The organism is Kordia jejudonensis, from assembly GCF_001005315.1.
Lineage (GTDB): Bacteria > Bacteroidota > Bacteroidia > Flavobacteriales > Flavobacteriaceae > Kordia > Kordia jejudonensis.
On the sequence record NZ_LBMG01000009.1, the window covers coordinates 85,685 to 107,775 of the forward strand.

The window sequence follows — 22,091 nt, forward strand, 5'->3', positions numbered from 1 at the left end:
TTTTTTGAGTGATGGTAATCGGTTTGTCACACAAACAAACACAAAAAATGATGATTTATTATTAAAATAATCTTAAAAGTATTTTTTTAAATCTTAAAATCTGATTTTAGTTGTTTTGCATTGTTGAAGCTTTTTTAGTTGCGTTTGCGTATTGGCTACTTTTGTGTTTTATCTTCATGCCCTAATTTGTATCAATTTATGACAAAATTTGTTTTTTTAGTTGCTCTATGTTGCTTGTGTTCTATACAATTATTCTCAAAAGATAATGAGCTACAAACGGACAGTTTGGCTACGTATTCTTTTGACAAATTGCAAACGAAATATCATTTTTACAAGAATACAAATCCTGTGGATGCCACTGTATATCTTGATGAAATGTTAGTGAAAGCCACAAGCTTAGAACAGCGTGTTTCTTCCCTTTTGGTAGCATGCAGACATGAAACATTTTATGGAACTACTGCGAAAGCATTTGAATATGTTGATCGTGCAATTTCATTGGTTGCCAACTCGAAAAGTTCAGTTTTACTTGGAAAAGCGTACGAACGAAAAGGATTTGTTTTTTATTATAAAGAGAAAGAGTATGATACCGCACTTGATTTTTACCTGAAAGCATTAGCAATAGCCAAACAGCAGAAAGATTCATTGTTAATGATTACCGTAGAACACAAGATTGCCGCTTTGTATTTTATGATCGATAATAAAGCGGTTGCCTTGCAAAAGTATCGAACTTTGTACAATATGACATATACGGATGAAACGATTCCGTATGACGTAAAGGTTTCTATTTTGAAGAGTTTGAGCAATGTGTATTTTAAAAAATATTCTGTACATCCGACTTCAGAAATGTTGTTAGATTCTGCTACTTTTTTTGGTCAAAAAGGCTTAAAACTTGCAGTTGCTGAGCAGAATAAAAAAGATGTTGCGTATTTGACAAATTTATTAGGCATTGCTTCATATACAAATAAGGCATATGAGGAAGCTTTGTATTATCTCGCGAAAGCGGAAAAAACAGCTTCTGAAATCGGATTGAACGAACGACTAAAATCTGTATATCATTTTAAAGGAATGGTGTTTTTGGCGCAGCAACAATCAGATTCGGCTATTTATTATTTTCAAAAAAACATCAAACACTTAACAGATACGACTAAATTATTTGTGTATCCAAATACGTATGCATTGTTGTCCGAAAGCTACGAGCAGAAAAATGATTTTAAAAAGGCGTTGACATATGCACAACTAGCCATTGAATATACTACTTCAACCTATTCTAAAAGAGCTGCGTTACAGTATACGTTAGACACTAAATATGATGTTCCGCAGCTGAAAGAGAAGTCTAAACAATTACAAAAAGAGTTGCAACAAACCTCGAATTCAAAGGATCTTTGGACTGTTTTAGCATTACTTTTAGTTGTTATTTTAATTGGTAGTTTTGTGTTTTTTAGGAGAAAAGAACGTTTGAATAGAGAACAATTTGAAAAAATAGTCGCCAAATTAGCAGAAGCTGAAAGTACAACTGCTAAGCGTTCGCCCACAACACAGGTTTCGGAAGCACAAACGGAAACAATTTTGAAAGCATTAGACAATTTTGAACAAAGCATTTTATTTGTAAATCCTGATTGTACATTGTCGTTTTTGGCACAAGAATTGGCTACAAATACGAGTTATTTATCAAAGATTATTAATACGCACAAAAAGAAAAGTTACACCGAATATTTGGTCAATTTACGTATTTCATATGCATTGAAACGCTTGAAAAACGAGAAACGATTTAGAGCGTATGCAATTGCATCTGTAGCTGAGGAATGCGGTTTTAAGAGTGCAAAATCATTTTCGAGAGCTTTTAAAAAGAATACAGGAATTTACCCTTCGTATTATATTAAAAATATAGATTCAGATGCATTGTCTCAGTAAATTATTGGTGGCGCATTTATAAATAGGCACTGGTAGACTTCTTATTTTATAGGTAGAACTAATACATTTGAATACACATTTGAAAATATTAATTACATGAAAAGAAAACTCGAATTTAAGAAACATTCTATTTCCAAGTTGAATAGTTATAAGATTGCTGGTGGAACTGGTGGAAGTTCTTTGGATGATGAAACCAATCAACAACCTACACACGATTGCCAAACGCAGCAACCGCAGAATGGTTGTAGAAATACGGTGGATTATCCTGCGAATTGCAGTGCAGATCCAACGAGATGCATGGTCGATCCGCCAACACATCCGTAATCTATTGTTTTGCCTGATCGAAAAAGTACGGTTCAAAGATCACTGAGATTTTTGTTTTGTAGTAATTCTGCTTTACTACTCATACATGAATTATCTAGAAATACGGTTTAAGATGACAATTGTCATGGAAAATTAAAGGTTTACAGGCTAATTTTAGAAAAAATATACAACAATGGAAATTCTGAAATTAACGGAGAAAAATATCCAAGATGAACATATTTGTTGCGCCATAAGTGATAAAAAATGCAAGAATGGATATGAAAAGAAAAAAGCTTGGCTCAAAAAAGAATTCAAAAACGGATATACATTTCAGAAAGTAGCGGTTCGAGGGAAAGTTTTTATTGAATATGTTCCCATTGAGCATTCTTGGCTTCCGCTTGTTGGGAAAAACTTTATGGTTATCAATTGTTTTTGGGTTTCAGGAAAGTTTAAAGGACATGGAAACGGAAAAAAACTTTTGCAACAATGTCTTAAAGATGCCAAAGAGAATGGTATAGATGGCGTTATTGCAATTTCGAGCGATAAGAAACGACCGTTTATGTCTGATCCGAAATTCTTGAAATACCAAGGATTTGAAATTATTGATGAAGCGCCTCCATTTTTTAAATTATGGGGATATAAATTACATCCTAATGCAACATTGCCAAGTATTAAGAAATCGGCAAAGTTGGGAACTTGTCCAGACAAAGAAGGAATTACCGCTTATTACTCAAATACCTGTCCGTTTACCGATTATTATACAAATCAACTTCTGCGTGAATATGCCAAGAAAAAGAAAATTCCGTTGACTATTCATCATATTGCAACTCAAGAAGACGGACAAAAGATGCCAATTCCTTGGATTATTAATAGCGTTTTTTATAAAGGAGAATTGGTAAGTTTAGAAATGAAAGTTGAGCGACATTTAGAGAAACTAATACCGTAAAATAGTTTTTAGTTTTTAGTGATTACGAGCATCGTAACGTCTTTCCGTTTTCTTCTGATTGTGCTTTCCATGTTGTTTAAGCTTGCATTTACAGAGATTACAGGAAAGTCTTTGAAGTTTTCTATGAGCCAATCTTCGCCTCGTTTTGTGGCACGAAGTGATGCTATTATTGATTTTGTTTTAGGAAATTCACGATGTACAACCGCTAGACTTTTTTCGTACGCTTCTATTTTTTCAATAAATGCCTGTCCTTTTGCGCTGTATAGATTTGTGTTTTTATCAAAAAGAATTTCATTTTTCCGAGCGTCCATTTCCTCAAAACTATCGCCTACAACGAAATCTTCTTTTAGCAATGCAATGTAGGCAAGTAATTCTTCTGCTTTCGTGTTGAACTGTTGTAAGGATTCAGGATACTCTTCTGGCGTAAGTTCAGATTGTTTTTGTTTGTTGTTTTCGAGAACAGGTTGCGTTTGTTTTTTTTCAGTATTTGTATCTTCAAAAAACGAATTCATTCTTACATCTGCAACAATAAGCATCAATCCAATTAATAGTAGACTGATGACGAATACAGTTATGAGAAATCCTTTTTTTGACATTTATTTTTTTCTGAAATATACCGTTACTGGCACTCCATTGAAATCAAAATTTTCTCGGAGTTTGTTTTCTATAAATCGTTTGTACGGATCGCGCACATATTGTGGCAAGTTGGCAAAGAAGGCAAATTGCGGATATGATGTTGGCAATTGTGTACAGAATTTTATTTTTACGTATTTTCCTTTGTGTGCTGGCGGCGGCGTACGCTCAATGATGTCTAGCATAACGTCATTTAGCTTACTTGTCGGAATTCGGTTTGATCTGTTTTTGTACACTTGTACAGCCGTTTCAATAGCTTTGTATATACGTTGCTTCGTAAGCGCTGAGATAAATACAATTGGTACATCTGTAAACGGTTCTATTTGTTGGCGAATGTGCTTTTCAAATTCTTTTACCGTAGACGTTTCTTTTTCTACTAAATCCCACTTATTGACTAAGATGACAACACCTTTGTTATTTTTTTCTGCTAACCAGAATATGTTTTGCACTTGCGAATCGAATCCACGTGTTGCATCAACCACTAATAAACATACATCACTGTGTTCTATAGCACGAATGGATCGCATTACGGAATAAAATTCTAAATCTTCTTTTACTTTTGCTTTTCTACGAATTCCTGCGGTATCAACCAGATTAAATTCAAATCCAAAACGATTGTATTTTGTATCAATGGAATCACGTGTTGTTCCTGCAATATCGGTTACGATGTAGCGATCTTCTCCAATTAAGGCATTGATTAAGGATGATTTTCCAGCGTTTGGACGTCCTACAACGGCAAAACGTGGTAAGTTTTCTTCTTCTACTTCTTCCACTTCTGGCAACGCTTCTACCAACGCATCTAACAAATCTCCTGTTCCACTTCCGTTGATACTTGCAATTGGGAAATATTCACCTAAACCTAACGAATAGAATTCTGTAGCATCATGCAAACGATTGGCTGCATCTACTTTGTTGACTACTAATAATACAGGTTTGTTCACTCTGCGAAGTAAGTTGGCTACTTCTTCGTCCATTCCTGTAACACCAGATTCTACGTCTACTACAAAAAGAATTGCATCTGCTTCATCAATTGCCAATTCTACTTGTTTGTCAATTTCTGCTTCAAAGACATCATCACTTCCAATAACATATCCACCAGTATCAATTAGCGAAAATTCTTTTCCATTCCAATCAGATTTTCCGTAGTGTCTGTCTCTGGTCACACCACTTACGGCATCAACAATCGCTTCTCTACGTTTGATCATTCGATTAAATAAGGTTGATTTTCCAACATTTGGACGTCCAACTATGGCTACTATATTACTCATTTCGTTCTTTTTGTGCCTGCAAAGGTACGTTTTCTGTTTATTAGTAAAAAGTAATTTTGAGTAAGTCTTTTAGGAAGTTGGTTTTTTGAAATGATTTTACCATAAAATATACTTAAAAACTTGATTTCCTTAGCATTACCACTATACTTTGCACTATATATTAGCTTTTATCTACAACCATGTATTCATCTAGATCTTCCAGTTTTCCAGAAAAAGGTGCGCCGCTTGTCAAATTGTCCCATAATTCAGAATTAAAAAGTGTTTCAGGCACTCCTTTTTTGAATGTGTAATAAGGCACGATAGCATTTCCCGTTTTTTTGATGCGCTCATCGTATATACCTGTGCGCTCTTCATTCATGATCGTAATGTATTCTATTTTGTTTTTGAGTTTTCGAATTCCTAAAAATTCCTGTCCACCAATTAAGGATAATTGACCTTCAAACTCAACAATGAAATGGTTTCCTTCGTCATTGTAATTATTAATTTTCATGCAACGATCGATGTGTATTTCTGTAACTTCTACAATACCTGAATCCATTACTGTATATAAATTCTTGCTGTTTTTCGGATAGTTAAGTATGTCTTTTAGTTGTATCCATAACATCCAAATCATAAAGAAAGAAATGAGCAATATTGGAAGGAGCAACCAAAGAGAATAGAACGCATATATGATGCCTCCGAATATGATTAAAACACCTATTTTCACTAAGACAGATTGTATATTTTTTGATCGTTGTTTTTTAATGTACGTAACTTTTTTGGCAAGTCTTTTTTTCTCTGCTTCGGTTAATGGTCTGCTGTAGTCTTTGATCAATTTCTTCGTTTTTTTACACTTTTAAAACTACATTAATCTTCCTTAAAAACAAAATAGCGTGTATCGTTTTTAACTTATTGAAAGTGCTATGATGACATTTATCAGTTTATATCTTATTGAAAAATAGTAGTATTGATGATCTTAAAGGTAATCTGTAATGAGTTTAGGTGAAGAAATTATATTACGTCCACGGTTTAAACGAACGCTTTCCGAGCATAACGAAATAATTCTGAAACGTTTGGAAGATTCAAAAAATACACAAACTGATTTTGTTGTTTCCCGAATAGACAATCATGTTTTTATCCGAATTCCAAAACATAAACAGCATTTTTGGTCGCCGCAATTGCATGTGGAAGTAGATGAAATTGACGAACACAACTGTGAGTTGCACGGTTTATTTGGTCCAAGTCCGACGGTTTGGACATTTTTTATGTTTCTTCACTTTTTAGTGGTCTGTTTGTTTATCGGTTTTGGTATTTGGGCTTATACCAATGCTGTGTTGGGAAATACGTATGCGCTTCAAGTTGCGTTGATGATTTTTATGGTTTTTGTCTGGTTTGTGTTGTATATTGGTGGTCGCATGGGAAAAGCTACGGGAAAACCTGAAATGATTGAATTGTATCAATTTTTGAATGCTACGATTGTTATGTGATTTGCATTGTAAATTATTCAGAAGAATATTTTTTAAATATCATAAAGTTATACTGATTGTTCTACTACACTTGATGATCTTCAAATACATAATTATTTCCCAAATGCTAGCGCGAGTTTGCAACTCGTGAAGACATGCAAACTAGAATAGTTTTTCTTGTAAGATATTGAATCACACTTCGGTTTTTACTCAGCGTAAAAGTGTAACATGACGGTTTCTATTGTTAAGGCACGAGTTATAAACTCGCGTTAGCAGTGAAGATTTTAGCAAACACTTAAAAATTTATCGCTTTTTAGCTTCTCGACTGCGCTCGAAGTTGTAAAGGTTAAGTAATTCGTTGACAAAAATACTTATTTTAAGTCATGCGAATAGATACCAATGATTTGACCCAAATGCTAGCGCGAGTTTATAACTCGTGAAGACATACAAACTAGAATAGTTTTTCTTGTGGGATATTGAATCACACTTCGGTTTTTACTCAGCGTAAAAGTGTAACATGACAGTTTCTATATCTAAAGTACTATTGTTAAGGCACGAGTTATAAACTCGCGCTAGCAGTGGAGATTTTAGTAAACGCTAGAAAATTTATCGCTTTTTAGCTTCTCGACTGCGCTCGAAGGGACACTATTTTATAGTTGAAGATGAACTACACTACTTTACTTCAAACAAGCTGATCGTTCCGCTGATTTCGTTTGAAACGACTAAGATGTTTTCGCCTGTTGGACTTTCATTTGCTGGAATTACAAATAATCCTTCTGGAGAAATGTCGCCTTTATGATTGATCCACTCCAGAAAAATTGGTTGTTTAGGATTGGAAATGTCATACAACAATACGCCACTTGTACGCTCTAAACCAACAAAAAGCAAGGTTTTTCCATGGAACTGCAAAGTCGCCAATGCTTCAGGTTCAGCGCCTTTGTCGTCACTTCGTGTATCATTTTGATTGAATGTTTTCGGATTGACTTGTGTCTGCTTGGCAATATCATTTCCACTATCATACACTAAATTTCCATTGGTTTCCCAGATCGAAAATGAACGTCCGCCAAAAGCATACAATTCATCATAATCGCCATCAGTATCGATATCGCCACGAGTAGTTGTAATTTTGAGTCTGCCTAATTGTTCTTTTTGTTGTAATTTTTTTGCATTTGGAAATACGGTTGAATCGAGTTGTATTTCTGAAACGCGTACTTCTTCGGAAAACCCTACATAATCTCTTGAATCGCCTTCGTTTGCCGTAATTAAATAAGTTACATCTTTTATAGTGACATGAGTAATAGCATCTGGCAAGTAGAAAGCTTTCAAATGTGCCCAAGTATTGAATTGTATTTTCCCATCTTGATCACTTACATCAAAAGCATTTTTAGCCAAACTTACATCTTTTACACCTAATGGAAATATGTTATTGATTTTTGCAGTTGCAATATCAATTTCGGCAATCGCATTATTTTCTTGCAAAACTACCCAAGCTATTTTTTCGTCTTTGGAAATTGTAAGGTATTCTGGTTCTACATCTTTTGAAAAATTGGTATTTTTACCAAAACTTCGCATTCCTTTTGCTTTCAAAGCTTTCAGTTGTGCATCATCCACTTCAAATTCTACCGTCGTTACCGAATCATTTTTTGTATTAAAAATTGTTACGGAACCTTTCGGATCTATTTCATATGAATCATTTGGTTCGCCTTCATTTGCCGTTAGAATGTAAGTTCCATTGGATGAAAAATCAACCATATCGGGCAACGCACCTGTGGCGTAAGTTGTAATTTCTACTAAGTTCTCTGTATCGAATATAGCAACTGTTCCGTTTTCTTGACGCTTGGTATTTTCAATTGCCATTGCCAATTTACCATGAGAAACTGCTACACTATTTACATTTCCGCCATACGGTGTAATGCTTATTTCCTTTACTTTTTTAGGTTGATGTACGTTTGAAATATCGTAGACTAAAACCGCATCAAACAATGTACTTGCGGTAAATAAACGCTTTGTTTTGGCACAATAAGCGCTAATTTCAACAGCATTCATATCGCCAACTTTAATTGTATTGATATGTGTTACCTGAATATTTTCAGTCGTCTCTTTTGAAGGTTTTGAAGAACAACCAAGTATCAAAAGTGTAAAAAACAGACCAAATACGTTACGCATATGTAATTACTTATTATTATACCCAAAACGACGTAATTGCTTTGCATTGCTGCGCCAATTTTTATTAACTTTTACATACAATTCAATATGAATTTGCTTTCCAAAAAACTGCTCTAAGTCTTTACGCGCCTGAATTCCTACGGTTTTTAACGCATTTCCTTTGTGTCCAATAATAATTCCTTTTTGTGTTTCACGCTCAACCATAATAACCGAACGAATACGGATGATGTTTTCTTCTTCAAAAAATTCTTCAGTTTCTACTTCTACCGCGTATGGAATTTCTTTTTTGTAGTTGACTAATATTTTCTCACGAATGGCTTCATTGACAAAAAATCGTTCGGGTTTATCCGTCAATTGATCTTTTGGATAAAATGCTGGCGAAGCTGGTAACAGTTCTATAATTCTTGCAAATACTTGTGGAACATTGAAGTTTTCCAAAGCGGAAATTGGATATATTTCTGCGGTTGGCACTTTTTCGCGCCACAATTCCATTTGTTCTTCAAGTTCTTCTTGTGAAGATTTATCAATTTTATTCAACAGTAACAATACTGGAATTTCAGAGTTGATGATTTTTTTAAAAAATGCTTCATCTTTTAGACTCTTTTCGCCAATTTCAACCATGTAAATCAATACATCTGCATCTTCAAAAGCCGATTTTACAAAATCCATCATTGATGATTGCAATTCGTACGCTGGTTTTATAATTCCTGGCGTATCCGACAAAATAACTTGAAAGTCGTCTCCATTGACAATTCCTAAAATTCGGTGGCGTGTTGTTTGTGCTTTCGACGTGATGATCGAGAGTTTTTCTCCGATAAAGGCGTTCATTAATGTTGATTTCCCAACATTTGGGTTTCCGATAATATTTACAAATCCTGCTTTATGTGTCATGTATTTTATGGTCATCAAACGTATCAATTTGCACTATTGCACTACATACGCTTGTCATTCGTGGACAAAAATACGTATTATTTCAGAATATAAATACGCTTAACCATTTTAAAACAACTGTATTTTCGGGCTTTTCAAAGTATTACTCACTGCGACTAGTACATTTTTTTGAAAAAAAACAGTTAAACTTTTATTTTTTAATAGTAATACTATTATATTTGTTATGATTCGTATGGAGGAGCTACAAATACATATTGTTATTAGTGAGGAACTTTACACCAAAAATCCGGAGTCTTCGGAATTAGGAAAAAAGATTGTATCACGTAGTATAGAAATGATTGATGAATTAGGATTTGAATCGTTTACGTTCAAAAAGTTAGGACAGTCAATTGGTTCTAACGAAAGTTCTATTTATCGCTATTTTGAAAGCAAACACATGCTTTTATTATATTTGAATTGCTGGTATTGGAGTTGGGTTGAATATAAGTTGGTTTTTGCAACCGCTAATGTACAATCGAAAGAAGAAAAACTTTCTGCAGCCATTAATATTTTGACTCGTAAAGTAGATGTTGACAATTCATTTTCATACATCAACGAAGTGATTTTAAATAGAATTATCATTGCCGAATCTTCTAAAGCGTATCATACCAAAGATGTAGATTTAGAAAATGAGAAAGGTTATTATAAAGTATATAAACGTGTTGTACAACGTGTAAGCAATATTGTGACAGAAATTGATTCAAGTTTTGAATTTCCTCACATGCTCATTTCAACAGTTATTGAAGGCGCACACAAACAACGCTATTTTTCAGAACATTTACCATCGTTAACAGATGTAAAAGAAGGTAGAGATACGATTGTAAAATTTTACACGGATTTAGTTTTTAAAGTATTGAAAAAATAATGCAGTATAAAGATTCACATACATTCCAAATGCTAAAGCAAATTTCGTTTGCCTTGGTACTTATTGTGATGATTTTACAGCCGATATCGCAAGCATTTTCATCATTTTCTGATGTTAATTATGAATTGGTTGACATGGATTGGGAAGATGATACGGATAAGGAAGAAACCGAAGATACTATTGAAGAAGACGAAAAAGTTAGACCGTATGCAACTCATTTTATGGTGGCAAACTCGGATCTTTCCAAACATACAACGCCTTTTTACAGATTACAAGTAGATGCTTCTTTGAGCATTGAAATTTTGATTCCGCCTCCAGAATTTATTTAAAATACAACTCACCATACACGTGCCTCATCACTCTGCACGTGAAGGATTATTTTCCACTCATCACACTATCGGAGAATTTTTCTTTACATATAATATCAAACAAAATTAGCTAACATCGAATTGAAATTACACAAACTGTGAGTTGTCATTTCAGTTCAAAAAAACATTTTTACTATCATGAATAGTTCGAACCCATTCAAAAATTTTAAGTCGGATATCCCCGCAAGTATTGTCGTTTTCTTCGTTGCACTTCCACTCTGTTTAGGGATAGCCTTAGCCAGTGGCGCACCACTTTTTTCAGGTTTAATTGCTGGAATTATTGGTGGAATTGTCGTTGGAGCATTTAGCGGATCGCAAGTTGGTGTCAGTGGACCAGCCGCAGGTTTGGCCGTAATCGTATTAACCGCAATTACTACACTTGGCGGTTATGAAAACTTCTTAGTTGCCGTCGTTATTGGTGGTGTCATTCAAATTATATTTGGCGTTTTGCGCTTCGGAATCATTGGGTATTTCTTCCCATCTTCCGTAATTAAAGGAATGCTCACAGGAATCGGTATCATTATTATTTTAAAACAAATTCCACACTTTTTCGGATACGACGCAGATCCAGAAGGTGATTTTGCTTTTTTACAAGTAGACGGAGAGAATACATTTTCCGAAATTTTTAATACTATAAATTATATCAGTCCTGGCGCAACTATTATTGCCATTGTTGGTTTAGCTGTTTTAATTCTTTGGAATACTGTTTTATCTAAAAAAGGAAAAATATTTAAGTTAATTCAAGGACCGCTGGTTGCTGTAGCTTTAGGAATTATCTATTTCGCAGTTACAAAAGGGAATGATACCTTCGGAATTTCTGCGGAGCATTTGGTAAAAGTACCAGTTCCAGACAGTTTTGATTCTTTTCTAGGACAATTCAGTTTCCCGAATTTTGGCGCCATTAAAGATCCTGCCATTTGGATAACAGGTGTTACCATAGCAGTTGTAGCCAGTTTGGAAACTTTGTTATGTGTAGAAGCAACGGATAAATTAGATCCAATGAAACGTGTAACACCGACAAACAAAGAATTATTAGCACAAGGAACAGGAAATATTCTTTCTGGATTAATTGGTGGATTGCCAATTACACAGGTAATTGTAAGAAGTTCTGCCAACATTCAATCAGGTGGAAAAACAAAAATGGCGGCTATTATTCACGGTTTCTTATTATTGATTTCTGTGGTTTTAATTCCGACATTACTAAACATGATTCCACTTTCAGTATTGGCAGCAGTATTACTAATTGTAGGATACAAATTGGCAAAACCAACCGTATTTAAAAAGATGTTCCTAGCAGGATGGAAACAATTTGTTCCGTTCATGGTTACGATTTTAGGAATTGTATTTATCGATTTATTATGGGGAATTGGATTAGGTCTTGCCGTTGGAATTATAGTAATTTTAATTAAAAGTTTCCAAAATTCACACTTCTTGCATATTGAAGATAAAAGTAACGGAAAACATAAAATAAAAATGACGCTTGCTGAAGAAGTAACCTTCTTCAATAAAGGTGCTATTTTAAAAGAATTAGACAACTTACCAAGAGATACTTTCTTAGAATTGGATGTGCGTAAAACACGTTTCTTGGACAATGATATTATTGAAATACTGGAAGACTTCTCAGAAAAAGCACGTAACAGAAACATTGACATTAAGTTAATTTCTGAACGCGGAACTGTAGAAAACCCAAAGAGTTTTATTGAGTTTTTTCAACTCAGACCAAAAAGTGCCTAAGATTTTTAACCATTAAAATTTAGCATTATGAACAACCCAACATTTAAATTACTTGTTTTAACCGATCTATCTAAATCGGCTGCAAAAGCCTTAGATAACGCTGTAAATCTTGCCAAGATTATCAACGGAAGTATTGACGTTTTTCATGTATTGAAACCTTCTGATATTGCCGAATATGAAAATCAATATTCAGCGATGCGAACTATTGATGAAGAACGCTACAACACAAAAAATAAGTTAAAAACGTTGGTTCGAGAGATTTCAAAACGAGAAAACATACAAATACAAGCTAGTTTTCGTTTGGGAAACTTGAAAAGTGAAGTGCTCGAAGAAATTGAAAATGCAAAACCAGATATTATTGTATTGGGAAAACGTCCGCCAAGAATTTTTAACTTTTTAGGAGATAGTTTTACAAAATTTATCTTGAAGAATTTTAATGGTTCTGTACTAATTTCAGGCAAAAATACTGCAATACGTACCACAGAAACCATGTCACTTGGCTTGCTAAACACGACTACGGCAGATTTACCGCAAGGTATTACAACAGCATTGCGAAGACGTATTAAAAAACCGATTCGACAGTTTTTTGTACGCAATGCTTCAGAAGAAAACACACCTGAAACAGTATCAAAAGCAGAAAACGTGATAACTTTCGAGTTTGAAAATAGTTCGAACGCCATAGATAATGTTGCAACCTATGTTTCCAAAAATAATATTGGATTATTGTGTGTAAATAGACATGCAAAGAAAAATTCACGCTTCAAAAATATTACCTCAAATATAAAAGAAGCCATTCATAAAATAAATGTACCAATTTTGATTGTAAAGAATTCATCAACTATACAATTACAATAACAAACGGTACACATTAACTATAAATATTAATAACAAAAAAACTAGAATTAAACAAAGCTATATGAAAGCACAAACAAAAGAAACACAAGCTATCATGACGCCTGATTCGTCTTTGCAAGCACTAAAAGACGGAAACGAAAGGTTTGTAAAAAACACACAAGTTACACGTGATTTATTAGATCAGGTTTCAGATACTAGTACTGGGCAATATCCGTTTGCAACAGTATTGAGTTGTATTGACTCTAGAGTATCTTCAGAATTAATTTTTGACCAAGGAATTGGAGATATATTTAGTGTTCGTATTGCTGGAAACTTTGTCAATGAAGACATTTTAGGAAGTATGGAATTTGCTTGTAAACTTGCAGGAACAAAATTAGTAGTGGTTCTTGGACATACTGCTTGCGGAGCTGTAAAAGGTGCTTGCGATCATGCTCGACTTGGAAACTTGACAGCTTTAATCAACAAAATTGAACCTGCTGTAGATGCGGTAACAGAACCTACAGATGAAAGTTTACGAAATTCAAAAAATATTGAATTTGTAAACAATGTAGCTGCTAAAAACGTAGAAATGACTATTGATAATATTCGCAAACAAAGTGAAGTTTTAAAACGACTTGAAGAAGATGGAGACATTAAAATTGTAGGCGGAATGTACGATATCAACAATGGGAAAGTAACATTTTACTAATACCTAAATTCCATTACAACATAGATTAAAAATCGTTAGCTCGTTTTTTAGTATCAAAAGCTACAACTTCTGTGATGAAAGTTGTAGCTTTTCTAGTTGTAAATCATTAGTAAACATCTTTTTTAAGTCGTATCTTTACATGGCTATAAAAAATTAAGAAAAAGAAAAAAACTATGTTCGGATTATTTAAAAAGAAATCAGAAAAAGAAAAACTCTACGAAACGTATGAAAAATTGACGCAAGAAGCTTTCAATCTATCTACATCAAACAGAAAATTGAGCGATCAAAAAACGGCTGAAGCGGAAGAAATTATGAAGAAAATTGAAGCGTTGTAGAAGGTTTTAGCATTCATCACTTGACTTTATACTTTTATCGTTATCGGCAAAGTGTATACAAACTTTCATGAATTAGAATTAAGAATTTTGCACAAAACATATTTTTCAATATATTTATGTAAGAAATTAACCTAGCTAAACCATGAGTTATACACATTTTGATGATGAAGATGATTTTTCAAACTTTACTAGAAGTGGAACTTCTGAAACTTCCAAAAGTCCAGCAGAATCACCTATACTTCCTTCTGAAAAACAGTCCGAAGAAGAGGAAGAAGTTTAGCAAAAAAATCGTCAAACACAATTACTCTTTAAATCGAAAAAAAAGCTGCTACTAAGTAAATTGGTAATAGAATAATGAGTGTATACATTACAAATTTCATCCGATCTCTTCTACTTTTATTCTGCTTAAGGTTAAAATTTATTTTATGCTGAGAGTTTTCTATCTCTTGTATAATGAGCATTAGATAATTTTCTTGTGCAGTTAATTTTGGAGTAATTAATATATGTTTTTGTGCAAGTTCTTTAGGTATTCTTCCTTTAACAATCATCTTCTTAGGAAATACAATCATGAACAAACGAATCAGCAAAAAAACTATCGTTATTATAAAAACACAATTCACAATAATTAAATTGGCCAATTCACTGTCTACAATTTTCCCATAAGTATATCCTACTATTGCTGATAATAGTGAGATAAGAATTAGAACTAGAGAAAATGACCTACTTGTAATATGTTCAGACTCTTTCAAAGTATAATCAATATAATCTTTACTTTCATTTAAAATAAATAAAGCGGAATCTATAGAAATTGATTTCCAATTTTCTTTTGGTATTTCAAACTTGCTCATGACATATTTGTTTTACTTAAATATACATAAAAGATATTTCGTACAAATTAATAATGTAACCTTTGTTACTGAGTCCTTTTACAAAAAACGATAACTTTGTATTGACAATACTTTTTTACTTTGAAAAAGTAGAAAACGTTAATGTCGTACACAGACATACTTATGATTCAAGAACTCAAAGACAATTACGGACAGCTGTTTGAAGAAGATTTACTCAATGAAATTGCACAAGTAGGTACATTTAAAGAAGTGCCTGCGGGTTTTACCATGATGGCGATTGGCGATTATGTCCGTGGAATGCCATTGCTAATTTCAGGAGCCATCAAAGTACTGCGTGAAGACAATGAAGGCGACGAATTATTACTGTACTATTTAGAAAGTGGCGAAACCTGCTCAATGACAATGAATTGCTGTATGGGACATGCCAAAAGTGAAATAAAAGCCGTTGCCGAACGCGACACAACATTAATAATGGTGCCTGTGCAAAAAATGGAAGAATGGACAGCCAAGTACAAATCGTGGCGAAATTTCGTGTTTCAAAGCTATCATACACGCTTAAATGAAGTGTTGCACATTCTTGATAGTGTAGCTTTTGACAAAATGGACAAACGTTTGGTGGACTATTTAAAAGAAAAAGTTCGTGTCAATAAAACGAATACTATTCACAATACACATCAAGAAATAGCGTACGATTTGCACAGTTCCAGAGTTGTCATATCAAGACTCTTGAAGAAATTAGAACAAATGGGACATATAGAATTACACAGAAATCATATTAAAATCATAAATTTAGCCTGAATATGTAACTTAGGTTACTGCGAGATCATTGCATGCTCAATATTTTTGCACTGACAAATATTTATACAACCATGGAAATACTCGGCTATGTTAGTGCTTTGATTATTGGAATTTCGCTAGGACTCATCGGTGGCGGCGGCTCTATTTTAGCAGTTCCTGTACTCGCCTATCTTTTCGCAGTTAATGAAAAAATTGCGACCGCATATTCCCTTTTTATTGTAGGAACAAGTGCGCTTGTTGGTGGACTAAAACAACATTTTAAAGGATTTGTTGACTGGCGTACAGCAATTGTTTTCGGAATTCCGGCAATCGTTGGTGTCACGATGGTTCGCTATTACGTTATTCCTGCATTACCAAACGTTTTATTCACGCTGGGAGATTTTGAATTTACACGCAGAATGGGCATGTTCGGTTTATTTGCTGTATTGATGTTTCCAGCAGCATTCTCCATGTTAAAAGAACGCAAAGAAAAAGCGTCTTCAGGTAACGTTTCATATAACTATCCTTTAATACTAATTGAAGGCTTAGTCGTTGGAGCCATTACAGGTATGATTGGCGCTGGCGGTGGTTTCTTAATAATTCCTGCCTTAGTTTTATTGGCAAATGTAGACATGAAAGTTGCCGTTGGAACTTCACTCATTATCATTGCATTTAAGTCTTTATTAGGTTTCTTTTTAGGAGACGCATTGACCATGGAAATCGATTGGCAGTTTCTAGCAATTTTTACAAGTATTTCACTTGTCGGAATCTTTATCGGAAGCTACTTGGGTAACTTCATTGACGGCAAAAAACTAAAAAAAGGATTTGGCTATTTCATCTTTGTCATGGCAATCTTCATCTTTTACATGGAATTTTTCGTAAAACAATAAATTTTACAAAAAATAAAACGCTCTGTAACTTTAGTTACTGTAAATCTTACACTTAGCGCTTAATTTTATACTCGTAATCAAAAAAATACGAAGTATGAACATAGAACAAATATATACAGGCTGTTTGGCGCAAGGCGCTTATTATATAGAAAGCAATGGCGAAGTTGCCATCATTGATCCGTTACGAGAAGTACAACCTTACATTGACAAAGCCGTAGAGAATACTGCGAAAATTAAATACATTTTTGAAACGCATTTTCATGCAGATTTTGTGAGCGGACATGTGACACTAGCAAAACGAACTGGCGCTCCCATTGTATTTGGACCCAATGCAAATCCTTCATTTGATGCCATTATTGCAGAAGATTATCAAGAATTTGCACTCGGAAACATAACCATTATTGCCATCCATACGCCAGGTCACACGATGGAAAGTACCACGTATTTACTCCGTGATGAAAACGGAAAAGATCATGCTATTTTTAGTGGAGATACTTTATTTTTAGGCGATGTTGGACGACCAGATTTAGCGCAGAAATCAGGTAAAATTACCGTAGACGATTTGGCAAGTCATTTATATGATAGCTTACGCGAAAAAATCATGCCATTAGCAGATGATGTCATTGTATATCCTGCACATGGCGCGGGTTCTGCCTGTGGTAAAAATATGATGAAGGAAACTATTGATACGCTTGGAAATCAAAAGAAAGTCAATTACGCTTTACGCGCAGATATGACACGAGAAGAATTTATCAAAGAAGTGACTGATGGTTTGGTGCCGCCGCCAAATTATTTTCCTGAAAATGTAAAACTCAACAAAGAAGGTTATGCCGATATTTCAGAGATTCTAAAACGCGGAACACAACCGCTTTTACCAACTGAATTTGAAATTATTGCCAATGAAACTAATGCCATTGTCTTAGATGTTCGTCATCAAAAAGATTTTGTAAAAGGACACATTCCACGTTCTATATTTATAGGATTAGACGGAAGTTTTGCTCCTTGGGTTGGCGCGTTGATTGCAGACATTCAACAACCTATTTTATTAGTTACGCCCGAAGGACGCGAAGAAGAAGCTGTTACTCGTTTGTCAAGAGTTGGTTTTGATCATACACTTGGGTATTTGCAGGGTGGATTTGAAGCATGGAAAAAAGCATCAAAAGAATATGATACGATGAGTTCGGTTACAGCCGAAAAATTGCATGATGTTTTTCATGACAAGCTGCCTGTTTTTGATGTGCGAAAAGAGAGTGAATTCAATTCAGAACATATGCTGAATGCAGAAAATACACCGTTAGATTATATCAATAAATATTTGGCAGCATTTCCAAAAGACAAACCATTTTATATGCATTGTGCTGGCGGATACAGAAGTGTCATTGCGGCTTCTATTTTAAAAAGCAGAGGCATTCACAACGTAATTAATGTAGAAGGCGGATTTAAAGCCATAAAACAAACAGAAATTCCTGTTTCAAACTTTGTGTGTCCAACAACTTTATAAACACATGAGTTCTATGAAGTTTATAGCTTCGTAGAACTCAAAACTGGATTCTGTGACCAAAGTTACCGTGTATACTGTGGTATATTATTATCTTTGTCCATAAGATTATCCCCTAAATCTAAATATATGTCTTTTATTAACTCTTTATTGGGTACGAAAACCAAATCTTCAGATACTATTGAAATTTTAAATGCAGCAACTTTTAAAGATGCAATTTCGAAAGAAAAAGTGCAATTGGTCGATGTCCGCACAACACTAGAATATAGAAGCGGACATATTGAAAATGCTGTAAATATAGACTTTTTTGATCGTGCTAATTTTAATGAAAATTTTGCTGGTTTCAACCGAGAAAAACCGTTGTATTTGTATTGTCGATCAGGAAATAGAAGTCAACGCGCTGCCAAAAAACTTGTTGAAATCGGATTCAAAAAAATATATGATTTAAAAGGTGGCTTTAAAGCTTGGAAATAAAATTTACTTCATCAGCACCAACGTTGTCATGCTACGAACATCATGAACGTTGGTGCTTTTTATGTTTTCTAACAGCGAAAGTTGATGAGTAGAAAGCATTTCGTTGACTAATTTTCGGGTTAGTAAAAAACGTTCGGATTCATCTGGTAAAAAGTACACGCCATTTTGCAAATGTGTTGATTTTCCTTCTATGCCAATATCTGAAGTCATTCTAATAAATAAGCTTCCTCCTTTTTTTAACACGCGAACCAATTCGGAAAACATATTTTTAAAATGTGTCTCGCTTTGCGCGAAATGCAACACAGCATTACACAAAATATGATCAAATGTATTGTCTGAAAATGATAGTTTTTCTAAAGATTCAACGGTAAAATTTGAAGAGAATTCAGGATATCGATTTTGAAGATTCAGAATATGTTCTTCGTTTGAATCAACGGCATAGATCGTGAAACCACTTTCGTGAAAATAGTGCAAATTTCGTCCGCTTCCACAGCCCGCATCAAGAATAACTTCATTGGTTTGATAGCGACCTTTTAAAATTTGGTCGATCAAATAAATATCTGTATTTCCTAAAATTTCAGTTATAATATGTTGTTTCAAATCTTTAAATATTTACACCAAGATAGTATTTTTTACTTCAACAAAAAGAATACAAAAAGTTGTGTTGTATAAAACATGATATATATAGAAAATTTACTTTTCATCTACTATTTCATGCTTTGTAACTAAAGTTACTTTCTAGGTCAGCTAATTTTCTTTTTTTTGTTCAAAATTAGATGTTATGAATTGGATATATGAACCATGGCCTTGGTATGTTTCGGGTTTTATGATTGCGTTGGTCATGTTTTTATTGATCATGGTTGGAAAAAACTTTGGAATGTCTGGAAATCTGAGAACTATTTGCAGCATTTGTGGTGGTGGAAAGAAAGTTGATTTTTTTCGATTCAATTGGAAAGCTCAACGTTGGAATTTAACCGTTGTTTTAGGTGCAATTATTGGCGGATTTATAGCAAATCAGTTTCTTTCTGTTGATCCTTCTATTGATTTACACACGGAAACAGTTCAAAATTTACAAACACTAGGGTTTGAGAATGCTGGAGCAACGTACATGCCTGAGAAGTTGTTTTCTACAACTGTATTTTCGGACGCTAAACTACTTTTATTATTAGTTATCGGCGGATTTTTAGTCGGTTTCGGCGCACGCTATGCTGGCGGTTGTACATCTGGTCACGCCATTTCAGGATTGAGTAATTTGCAGTTGCCTTCATTAATTGCGGTAATTGGTTTCTTCATTGGCGGATTGATCATGATTCATTTAATTTTTCCTTTTTTATTTTAAACTATGCGAACACTTATTTATTTATTGATTGGAATTGTTTTTGGAATTACGATGTTTAAGTCCGAAGCTGCTTCGTGGTATCGTATTTATGAAATGTTCCGATTTGATTCGTTTCACATGTATGGAATTATTGGCACGGCTTTGTTTTTTGGCGCCATTACCATTTTGATCATCAAACGATTTGATATTACTTCTTTTTATGGCGAAAAGATTAATTTTCCTCCAAAGCAGAAAAGTTTTGCACGGTATGCTATTGGCGGAATTTTATTTGGATTAGGTTGGGCATTGGCTGGCGCCTGTCCAGGACCAATGTTTACATTACTTGGTGCAGGTTTCTCTCCAATAATTGTAGTTATTATTGCTTCGCTTCTGGGAACGTTTGTATACGGTTTATTGAAAGATAAGTTGCCGCATTAGGCTAAGTTCAATGTTCAGTGTTCAGTGTTCAGTATTCAGTATTCAGTATTCAGTATTCAGTATTCAGTATTCAGTATTCAGTATTCAGTATTCAGTATTCAGTATTCAGTATTCAGTATTCAAAATTCAGTATTCAAAATTAAAAAACTAGCATCAACTAATCTGACATTAAATACTATATTCTAAAAGGATTCGTTTCATAGTTTATAAAACTAAACAATTGATATGAAGCGAACTTTACTTCTTCTTCTTTTTCTAGGAAACATGATTGGATATGCGCAAAGTCAGGAAACTTTTGAAATAATCATTGATACAAATGTGGAGAATGCAAATGATCCTGATGAGAAAGAAATCATCGCACTTTGGACGGCCTATTTACAATCTGGAGAGTACGAAAATCCTGAAACTACTTTTTGGGATACCAGTCAATATAGAATTCCTGATTATTTCTTGTGGATGGTTGATTTCGGAACAATCCGTACTAGAAGTCCAAAAGTTCAATGTACGATTCTAGGTGTATTTGCGGTTGAAAATAATCATTACGCCATTAAAACTTCTCTGGCGCATGTTACGGACGACAATACCATCGTTTTAGAAGCCATTATTTCTGTATATGCTAAAAAAGTGAAAGGAAAATATGTGCTTGTAAATAGTTCGCAGTATCATAAAAATGTTTGGGAGAAAAAACGAGTTGGAAATATTACCTACTATATACATCCTATGCATCAATTTGATGAAAAAGATGCCGCCAACATGAACGCTTTTAATGTAGAAATAGCAAAGACTTTCAACACTTCCCCAATTCCGTTTGATTATTTTGTGAGCAGTTATTCCAGAGAAATAGTTCGCCTGTTAGGATATGATTACATGGCAAAGATTTATATTCCTGGGCAAACTGGTGGCGCTGCTGATATTGACAATCGAATTGTGTATGCAGGAAATAATTCGGCATATTACGCACATGAATTGGTTCATATTTACACGCATGAATTGTTCCCTAATGGCAATCATTTTTGGTTAAATGAAGGTTTTGCAACATATATGGGCGGAAGCGGCGGTAATGATTTGGATTGGCATATTGACAAATTGAAAGCTTATGTTTTACAGAATCCTGATTTTGAGATTTCGCTTCGTACGTTACGCGGTTATATTCCAAATGGCGAACATCATACAGAATTTCGATATGTAATTGGCGGATTGGTTTGTAAAAAAGTATTTGAAAAACACGGAATGAATGCCGTAATTGAAGGTTTACGAACCGTAAATACCAATGAAGATTTTTTGAATTTTGTCAAAGGAAAGTTAGGCATTTCCCATGACGATTTTTCAAACTATATTAAGAAGGTTGTTTTGGAATAGGTTGATTAATAGAATTCGTTTAAACTTTTTTAATTTGCTAAA

25 protein-coding genes are annotated in these 22,091 nt (G+C 34.1%); 18 read left to right on the top strand and 7 right to left on the bottom strand.

The window, feature by feature from the left end:
* The first annotated feature begins 198 nt into the window (after positions 1-198).
* The 3 genes from AA089_RS06815 (at position 199) to AA089_RS06825 (ending at position 3,160) form a co-directional block, all read left to right on the top strand.
* A complete protein-coding gene (locus AA089_RS06815; RefSeq protein ID WP_082113221.1) occupies positions 199-1,911 on the top strand; it encodes a helix-turn-helix domain-containing protein in 1,713 nt (570 codons plus the stop codon).
* 96 nt (positions 1,912-2,007) lie between these two features.
* A complete protein-coding gene (locus AA089_RS06820; RefSeq protein ID WP_046756183.1) occupies positions 2,008-2,235 on the top strand; it encodes a hypothetical protein in 228 nt (75 codons plus the stop codon).
* 172 nt (positions 2,236-2,407) lie between these two features.
* Positions 2,408-3,160 (top strand): GNAT family N-acetyltransferase, encoded by a 753-nt coding sequence (locus tag AA089_RS06825; RefSeq protein ID WP_046756184.1) that lies wholly within the window; start codon positions 2,408-2,410, stop codon positions 3,158-3,160.
* An 8-nt stretch (positions 3,161-3,168) separates the two neighbouring features.
* Here AA089_RS06825 and AA089_RS06830 read toward each other — a convergent pair whose 3' ends face one another.
* From AA089_RS06830 to AA089_RS06840, 3 genes are all read right to left on the bottom strand, one after another.
* Positions 3,169-3,756 (bottom strand): hypothetical protein, encoded by a 588-nt coding sequence (locus tag AA089_RS06830; RefSeq protein WP_046756185.1) that lies wholly within the window; start codon positions 3,754-3,756, stop codon positions 3,169-3,171.
* Positions 3,757-5,061 (bottom strand): ribosome biogenesis GTPase Der, encoded by a 1,305-nt coding sequence (der, locus tag AA089_RS06835; protein WP_046756186.1) that lies wholly within the window; start codon positions 5,059-5,061, stop codon positions 3,757-3,759.
* Between the two features lie 160 nt (positions 5,062-5,221).
* Positions 5,222-5,875 (bottom strand): hypothetical protein, encoded by a 654-nt coding sequence (locus AA089_RS06840; RefSeq protein ID WP_046756187.1) that lies wholly within the window; start codon positions 5,873-5,875, stop codon positions 5,222-5,224.
* 157 nt (positions 5,876-6,032) lie between these two features.
* Here AA089_RS06840 and AA089_RS06845 point away from each other — a divergent pair, with 157 nt between their 5' ends.
* Entirely contained in the window at positions 6,033-6,527 is a 495-nt protein-coding gene (locus AA089_RS06845; protein WP_046756188.1) for a hypothetical protein, read from the top strand.
* A gap of 651 nt (positions 6,528-7,178) precedes the next feature.
* Here the strand turns inward: AA089_RS06845 and AA089_RS06850 are convergent.
* Both AA089_RS06850 and era read right to left on the bottom strand, forming a co-directional pair.
* Positions 7,179-8,672 (bottom strand): choice-of-anchor I family protein, encoded by a 1,494-nt coding sequence (locus AA089_RS06850; protein WP_046756189.1) that lies wholly within the window; start codon positions 8,670-8,672, stop codon positions 7,179-7,181.
* Between the two features lie 6 nt (positions 8,673-8,678).
* Positions 8,679-9,563 carry a GTPase Era gene (era, locus tag AA089_RS06855; protein ID WP_046756245.1) on the bottom strand — a complete coding sequence of 295 codons (885 nt, stop codon included), beginning with the start codon at positions 9,561-9,563 and terminating at the stop codon, positions 8,679-8,681.
* Between the two features lie 232 nt (positions 9,564-9,795).
* On the opposite strand from era, the gene AA089_RS06860 reads away from it, so the two are divergent.
* The 7 genes from AA089_RS06860 (at position 9,796) to AA089_RS24645 (ending at position 14,727) form a co-directional block, all read left to right on the top strand.
* The gene (locus AA089_RS06860; protein ID WP_046756246.1) at positions 9,796-10,467 is read left to right on the top strand and encodes a TetR/AcrR family transcriptional regulator; all 672 of its coding nucleotides are present in this window, start codon (positions 9,796-9,798) and stop codon (positions 10,465-10,467) included.
* Positions 10,467-10,796 carry a hypothetical protein gene (locus tag AA089_RS06865; protein WP_046756190.1) on the top strand — a complete coding sequence of 110 codons (330 nt, stop codon included), beginning with the start codon at positions 10,467-10,469 and terminating at the stop codon, positions 10,794-10,796. Before AA089_RS06860 ends, AA089_RS06865 begins: the two co-directional genes overlap by 1 nt.
* Before the next feature lie 177 nt (positions 10,797-10,973).
* Complete coding sequence (locus AA089_RS06870) at positions 10,974-12,569, top strand: SulP family inorganic anion transporter (RefSeq protein WP_046756191.1); 1,596 nt, start codon at positions 10,974-10,976, stop codon at positions 12,567-12,569.
* Positions 12,570-12,596: 27 nt separating this feature from the next.
* Positions 12,597-13,424, top strand: a complete 828-nt coding sequence (locus AA089_RS06875; protein WP_046756192.1) for a universal stress protein — start codon at positions 12,597-12,599, stop codon at positions 13,422-13,424.
* A 61-nt stretch (positions 13,425-13,485) separates the two neighbouring features.
* Positions 13,486-14,112 carry a carbonic anhydrase family protein gene (locus AA089_RS06880; RefSeq protein ID WP_046756193.1) on the top strand — a complete coding sequence of 209 codons (627 nt, stop codon included), beginning with the start codon at positions 13,486-13,488 and terminating at the stop codon, positions 14,110-14,112.
* Between the two features lie 173 nt (positions 14,113-14,285).
* Positions 14,286-14,447 (top strand): Lacal_2735 family protein, encoded by a 162-nt coding sequence (locus AA089_RS24640; protein ID WP_046756194.1) that lies wholly within the window; start codon positions 14,286-14,288, stop codon positions 14,445-14,447.
* Positions 14,448-14,589: 142 nt separating this feature from the next.
* Entirely contained in the window at positions 14,590-14,727 is a 138-nt protein-coding gene (locus tag AA089_RS24645; RefSeq protein WP_156168933.1) for a hypothetical protein, read from the top strand.
* Positions 14,728-14,755: 28 nt separating this feature from the next.
* Here the strand turns inward: AA089_RS24645 and AA089_RS06890 are convergent, their stop codons facing one another.
* On the bottom strand, positions 14,756-15,295 hold the full coding sequence (locus AA089_RS06890; protein WP_046756195.1) for a hypothetical protein: 540 nt from the start codon (positions 15,293-15,295) through the stop codon (positions 14,756-14,758).
* Between the two features lie 162 nt (positions 15,296-15,457).
* Here AA089_RS06890 and AA089_RS06895 point away from each other — a divergent pair, with 162 nt between their 5' ends.
* The 4 genes from AA089_RS06895 to AA089_RS06910 all read left to right on the top strand — a co-directional run bounded on the left by AA089_RS06895 (position 15,458) and on the right by AA089_RS06910 (position 18,934).
* Complete coding sequence (locus AA089_RS06895) at positions 15,458-16,093, top strand: Crp/Fnr family transcriptional regulator (RefSeq protein WP_046756247.1); 636 nt, start codon at positions 15,458-15,460, stop codon at positions 16,091-16,093.
* A gap of 71 nt (positions 16,094-16,164) precedes the next feature.
* Positions 16,165-16,962, top strand: a complete 798-nt coding sequence (locus tag AA089_RS06900; RefSeq protein WP_046756248.1) for a sulfite exporter TauE/SafE family protein — start codon at positions 16,165-16,167, stop codon at positions 16,960-16,962.
* Between the two features lie 94 nt (positions 16,963-17,056).
* Positions 17,057-18,463 carry an MBL fold metallo-hydrolase gene (locus tag AA089_RS06905; RefSeq protein WP_046756196.1) on the top strand — a complete coding sequence of 469 codons (1,407 nt, stop codon included), beginning with the start codon at positions 17,057-17,059 and terminating at the stop codon, positions 18,461-18,463.
* 126 nt (positions 18,464-18,589) lie between these two features.
* Complete coding sequence (locus AA089_RS06910) at positions 18,590-18,934, top strand: rhodanese-like domain-containing protein (RefSeq protein ID WP_173427052.1); 345 nt, start codon at positions 18,590-18,592, stop codon at positions 18,932-18,934.
* 3 nt (positions 18,935-18,937) lie between these two features.
* On the opposite strand, the gene AA089_RS06915 is transcribed toward AA089_RS06910, so the two are convergent.
* Complete coding sequence (locus tag AA089_RS06915; RefSeq protein ID WP_046756197.1) at positions 18,938-19,534, bottom strand: class I SAM-dependent methyltransferase; 597 nt, start codon at positions 19,532-19,534, stop codon at positions 18,938-18,940.
* Positions 19,535-19,715: 181 nt separating this feature from the next.
* On the opposite strand from AA089_RS06915, the gene AA089_RS06920 reads away from it, so the two are divergent.
* The 3 genes from AA089_RS06920 (at position 19,716) to AA089_RS06930 (ending at position 22,049) form a co-directional block, all read left to right on the top strand.
* Positions 19,716-20,273: a YeeE/YedE family protein gene (locus AA089_RS06920; protein ID WP_046756198.1), complete on the top strand. Its 558-nt coding sequence runs from the start codon at positions 19,716-19,718 to the stop codon at positions 20,271-20,273.
* Between the two features lie 3 nt (positions 20,274-20,276).
* On the top strand, positions 20,277-20,690 hold the full coding sequence (locus AA089_RS06925) for a DUF6691 family protein (protein ID WP_046756199.1): 414 nt from the start codon (positions 20,277-20,279) through the stop codon (positions 20,688-20,690).
* A 225-nt stretch (positions 20,691-20,915) separates the two neighbouring features.
* Complete coding sequence (locus AA089_RS06930) at positions 20,916-22,049, top strand: hypothetical protein (protein ID WP_046756200.1); 1,134 nt, start codon at positions 20,916-20,918, stop codon at positions 22,047-22,049.
* The last annotated feature ends 42 nt before the right edge of the window (positions 22,050-22,091 follow it).

What these genes read in the sequence shown, in the direction of transcription:
- AA089_RS06825 (WP_046756184.1), top strand. Translation starts at nt 2,408, where the DNA reads ATGGAAATTCTGAAATTAACGGAGAAAAATATCCAAGATGAACATATT.
- AA089_RS06930 (WP_046756200.1), top strand. Translation starts at nt 20,916, where the DNA reads ATGAAGCGAACTTTACTTCTTCTTCTTTTTCTAGGAAACATGATTGGA.
- AA089_RS06925 (WP_046756199.1), top strand. Translation starts at nt 20,277, where the DNA reads ATGCGAACACTTATTTATTTATTGATTGGAATTGTTTTTGGAATTACG.
- der (WP_046756186.1), bottom strand. Translation starts at nt 5,061, where the DNA reads ATGAGTAATATAGTAGCCATAGTTGGACGTCCAAATGTTGGAAAATCA.
- AA089_RS06905 (WP_046756196.1), top strand. Translation starts at nt 17,057, where the DNA reads ATGAACATAGAACAAATATATACAGGCTGTTTGGCGCAAGGCGCTTAT.
- AA089_RS06865 (WP_046756190.1), top strand. Translation starts at nt 10,467, where the DNA reads ATGCAGTATAAAGATTCACATACATTCCAAATGCTAAAGCAAATTTCG.
- era (WP_046756245.1), bottom strand. Translation starts at nt 9,563, where the DNA reads ATGACACATAAAGCAGGATTTGTAAATATTATCGGAAACCCAAATGTT.
- AA089_RS06870 (WP_046756191.1), top strand. Translation starts at nt 10,974, where the DNA reads ATGAATAGTTCGAACCCATTCAAAAATTTTAAGTCGGATATCCCCGCA.
- AA089_RS06875 (WP_046756192.1), top strand. Translation starts at nt 12,597, where the DNA reads ATGAACAACCCAACATTTAAATTACTTGTTTTAACCGATCTATCTAAA.
- AA089_RS06910 (WP_173427052.1), top strand. Translation starts at nt 18,590, where the DNA reads ATGTCTTTTATTAACTCTTTATTGGGTACGAAAACCAAATCTTCAGAT.
- AA089_RS06900 (WP_046756248.1), top strand. Translation starts at nt 16,165, where the DNA reads ATGGAAATACTCGGCTATGTTAGTGCTTTGATTATTGGAATTTCGCTA.
- AA089_RS06890 (WP_046756195.1), bottom strand. Translation starts at nt 15,295, where the DNA reads ATGAGCAAGTTTGAAATACCAAAAGAAAATTGGAAATCAATTTCTATA.
- AA089_RS06920 (WP_046756198.1), top strand. Translation starts at nt 19,716, where the DNA reads ATGAATTGGATATATGAACCATGGCCTTGGTATGTTTCGGGTTTTATG.
- AA089_RS06820 (WP_046756183.1), top strand. Translation starts at nt 2,008, where the DNA reads ATGAAAAGAAAACTCGAATTTAAGAAACATTCTATTTCCAAGTTGAAT.
- AA089_RS06830 (WP_046756185.1), bottom strand. Translation starts at nt 3,756, where the DNA reads ATGTCAAAAAAAGGATTTCTCATAACTGTATTCGTCATCAGTCTACTA.
- AA089_RS06815 (WP_082113221.1), top strand. Translation starts at nt 199, where the DNA reads ATGACAAAATTTGTTTTTTTAGTTGCTCTATGTTGCTTGTGTTCTATA.
- AA089_RS06850 (WP_046756189.1), bottom strand. Translation starts at nt 8,672, where the DNA reads ATGCGTAACGTATTTGGTCTGTTTTTTACACTTTTGATACTTGGTTGT.
- AA089_RS06880 (WP_046756193.1), top strand. Translation starts at nt 13,486, where the DNA reads ATGAAAGCACAAACAAAAGAAACACAAGCTATCATGACGCCTGATTCG.
- AA089_RS24645 (WP_156168933.1), top strand. Translation starts at nt 14,590, where the DNA reads ATGAGTTATACACATTTTGATGATGAAGATGATTTTTCAAACTTTACT.
- AA089_RS24640 (WP_046756194.1), top strand. Translation starts at nt 14,286, where the DNA reads ATGTTCGGATTATTTAAAAAGAAATCAGAAAAAGAAAAACTCTACGAA.
- AA089_RS06845 (WP_046756188.1), top strand. Translation starts at nt 6,033, where the DNA reads ATGAGTTTAGGTGAAGAAATTATATTACGTCCACGGTTTAAACGAACG.
- AA089_RS06895 (WP_046756247.1), top strand. Translation starts at nt 15,458, where the DNA reads ATGATTCAAGAACTCAAAGACAATTACGGACAGCTGTTTGAAGAAGAT.
- AA089_RS06860 (WP_046756246.1), top strand. Translation starts at nt 9,796, where the DNA reads ATGGAGGAGCTACAAATACATATTGTTATTAGTGAGGAACTTTACACC.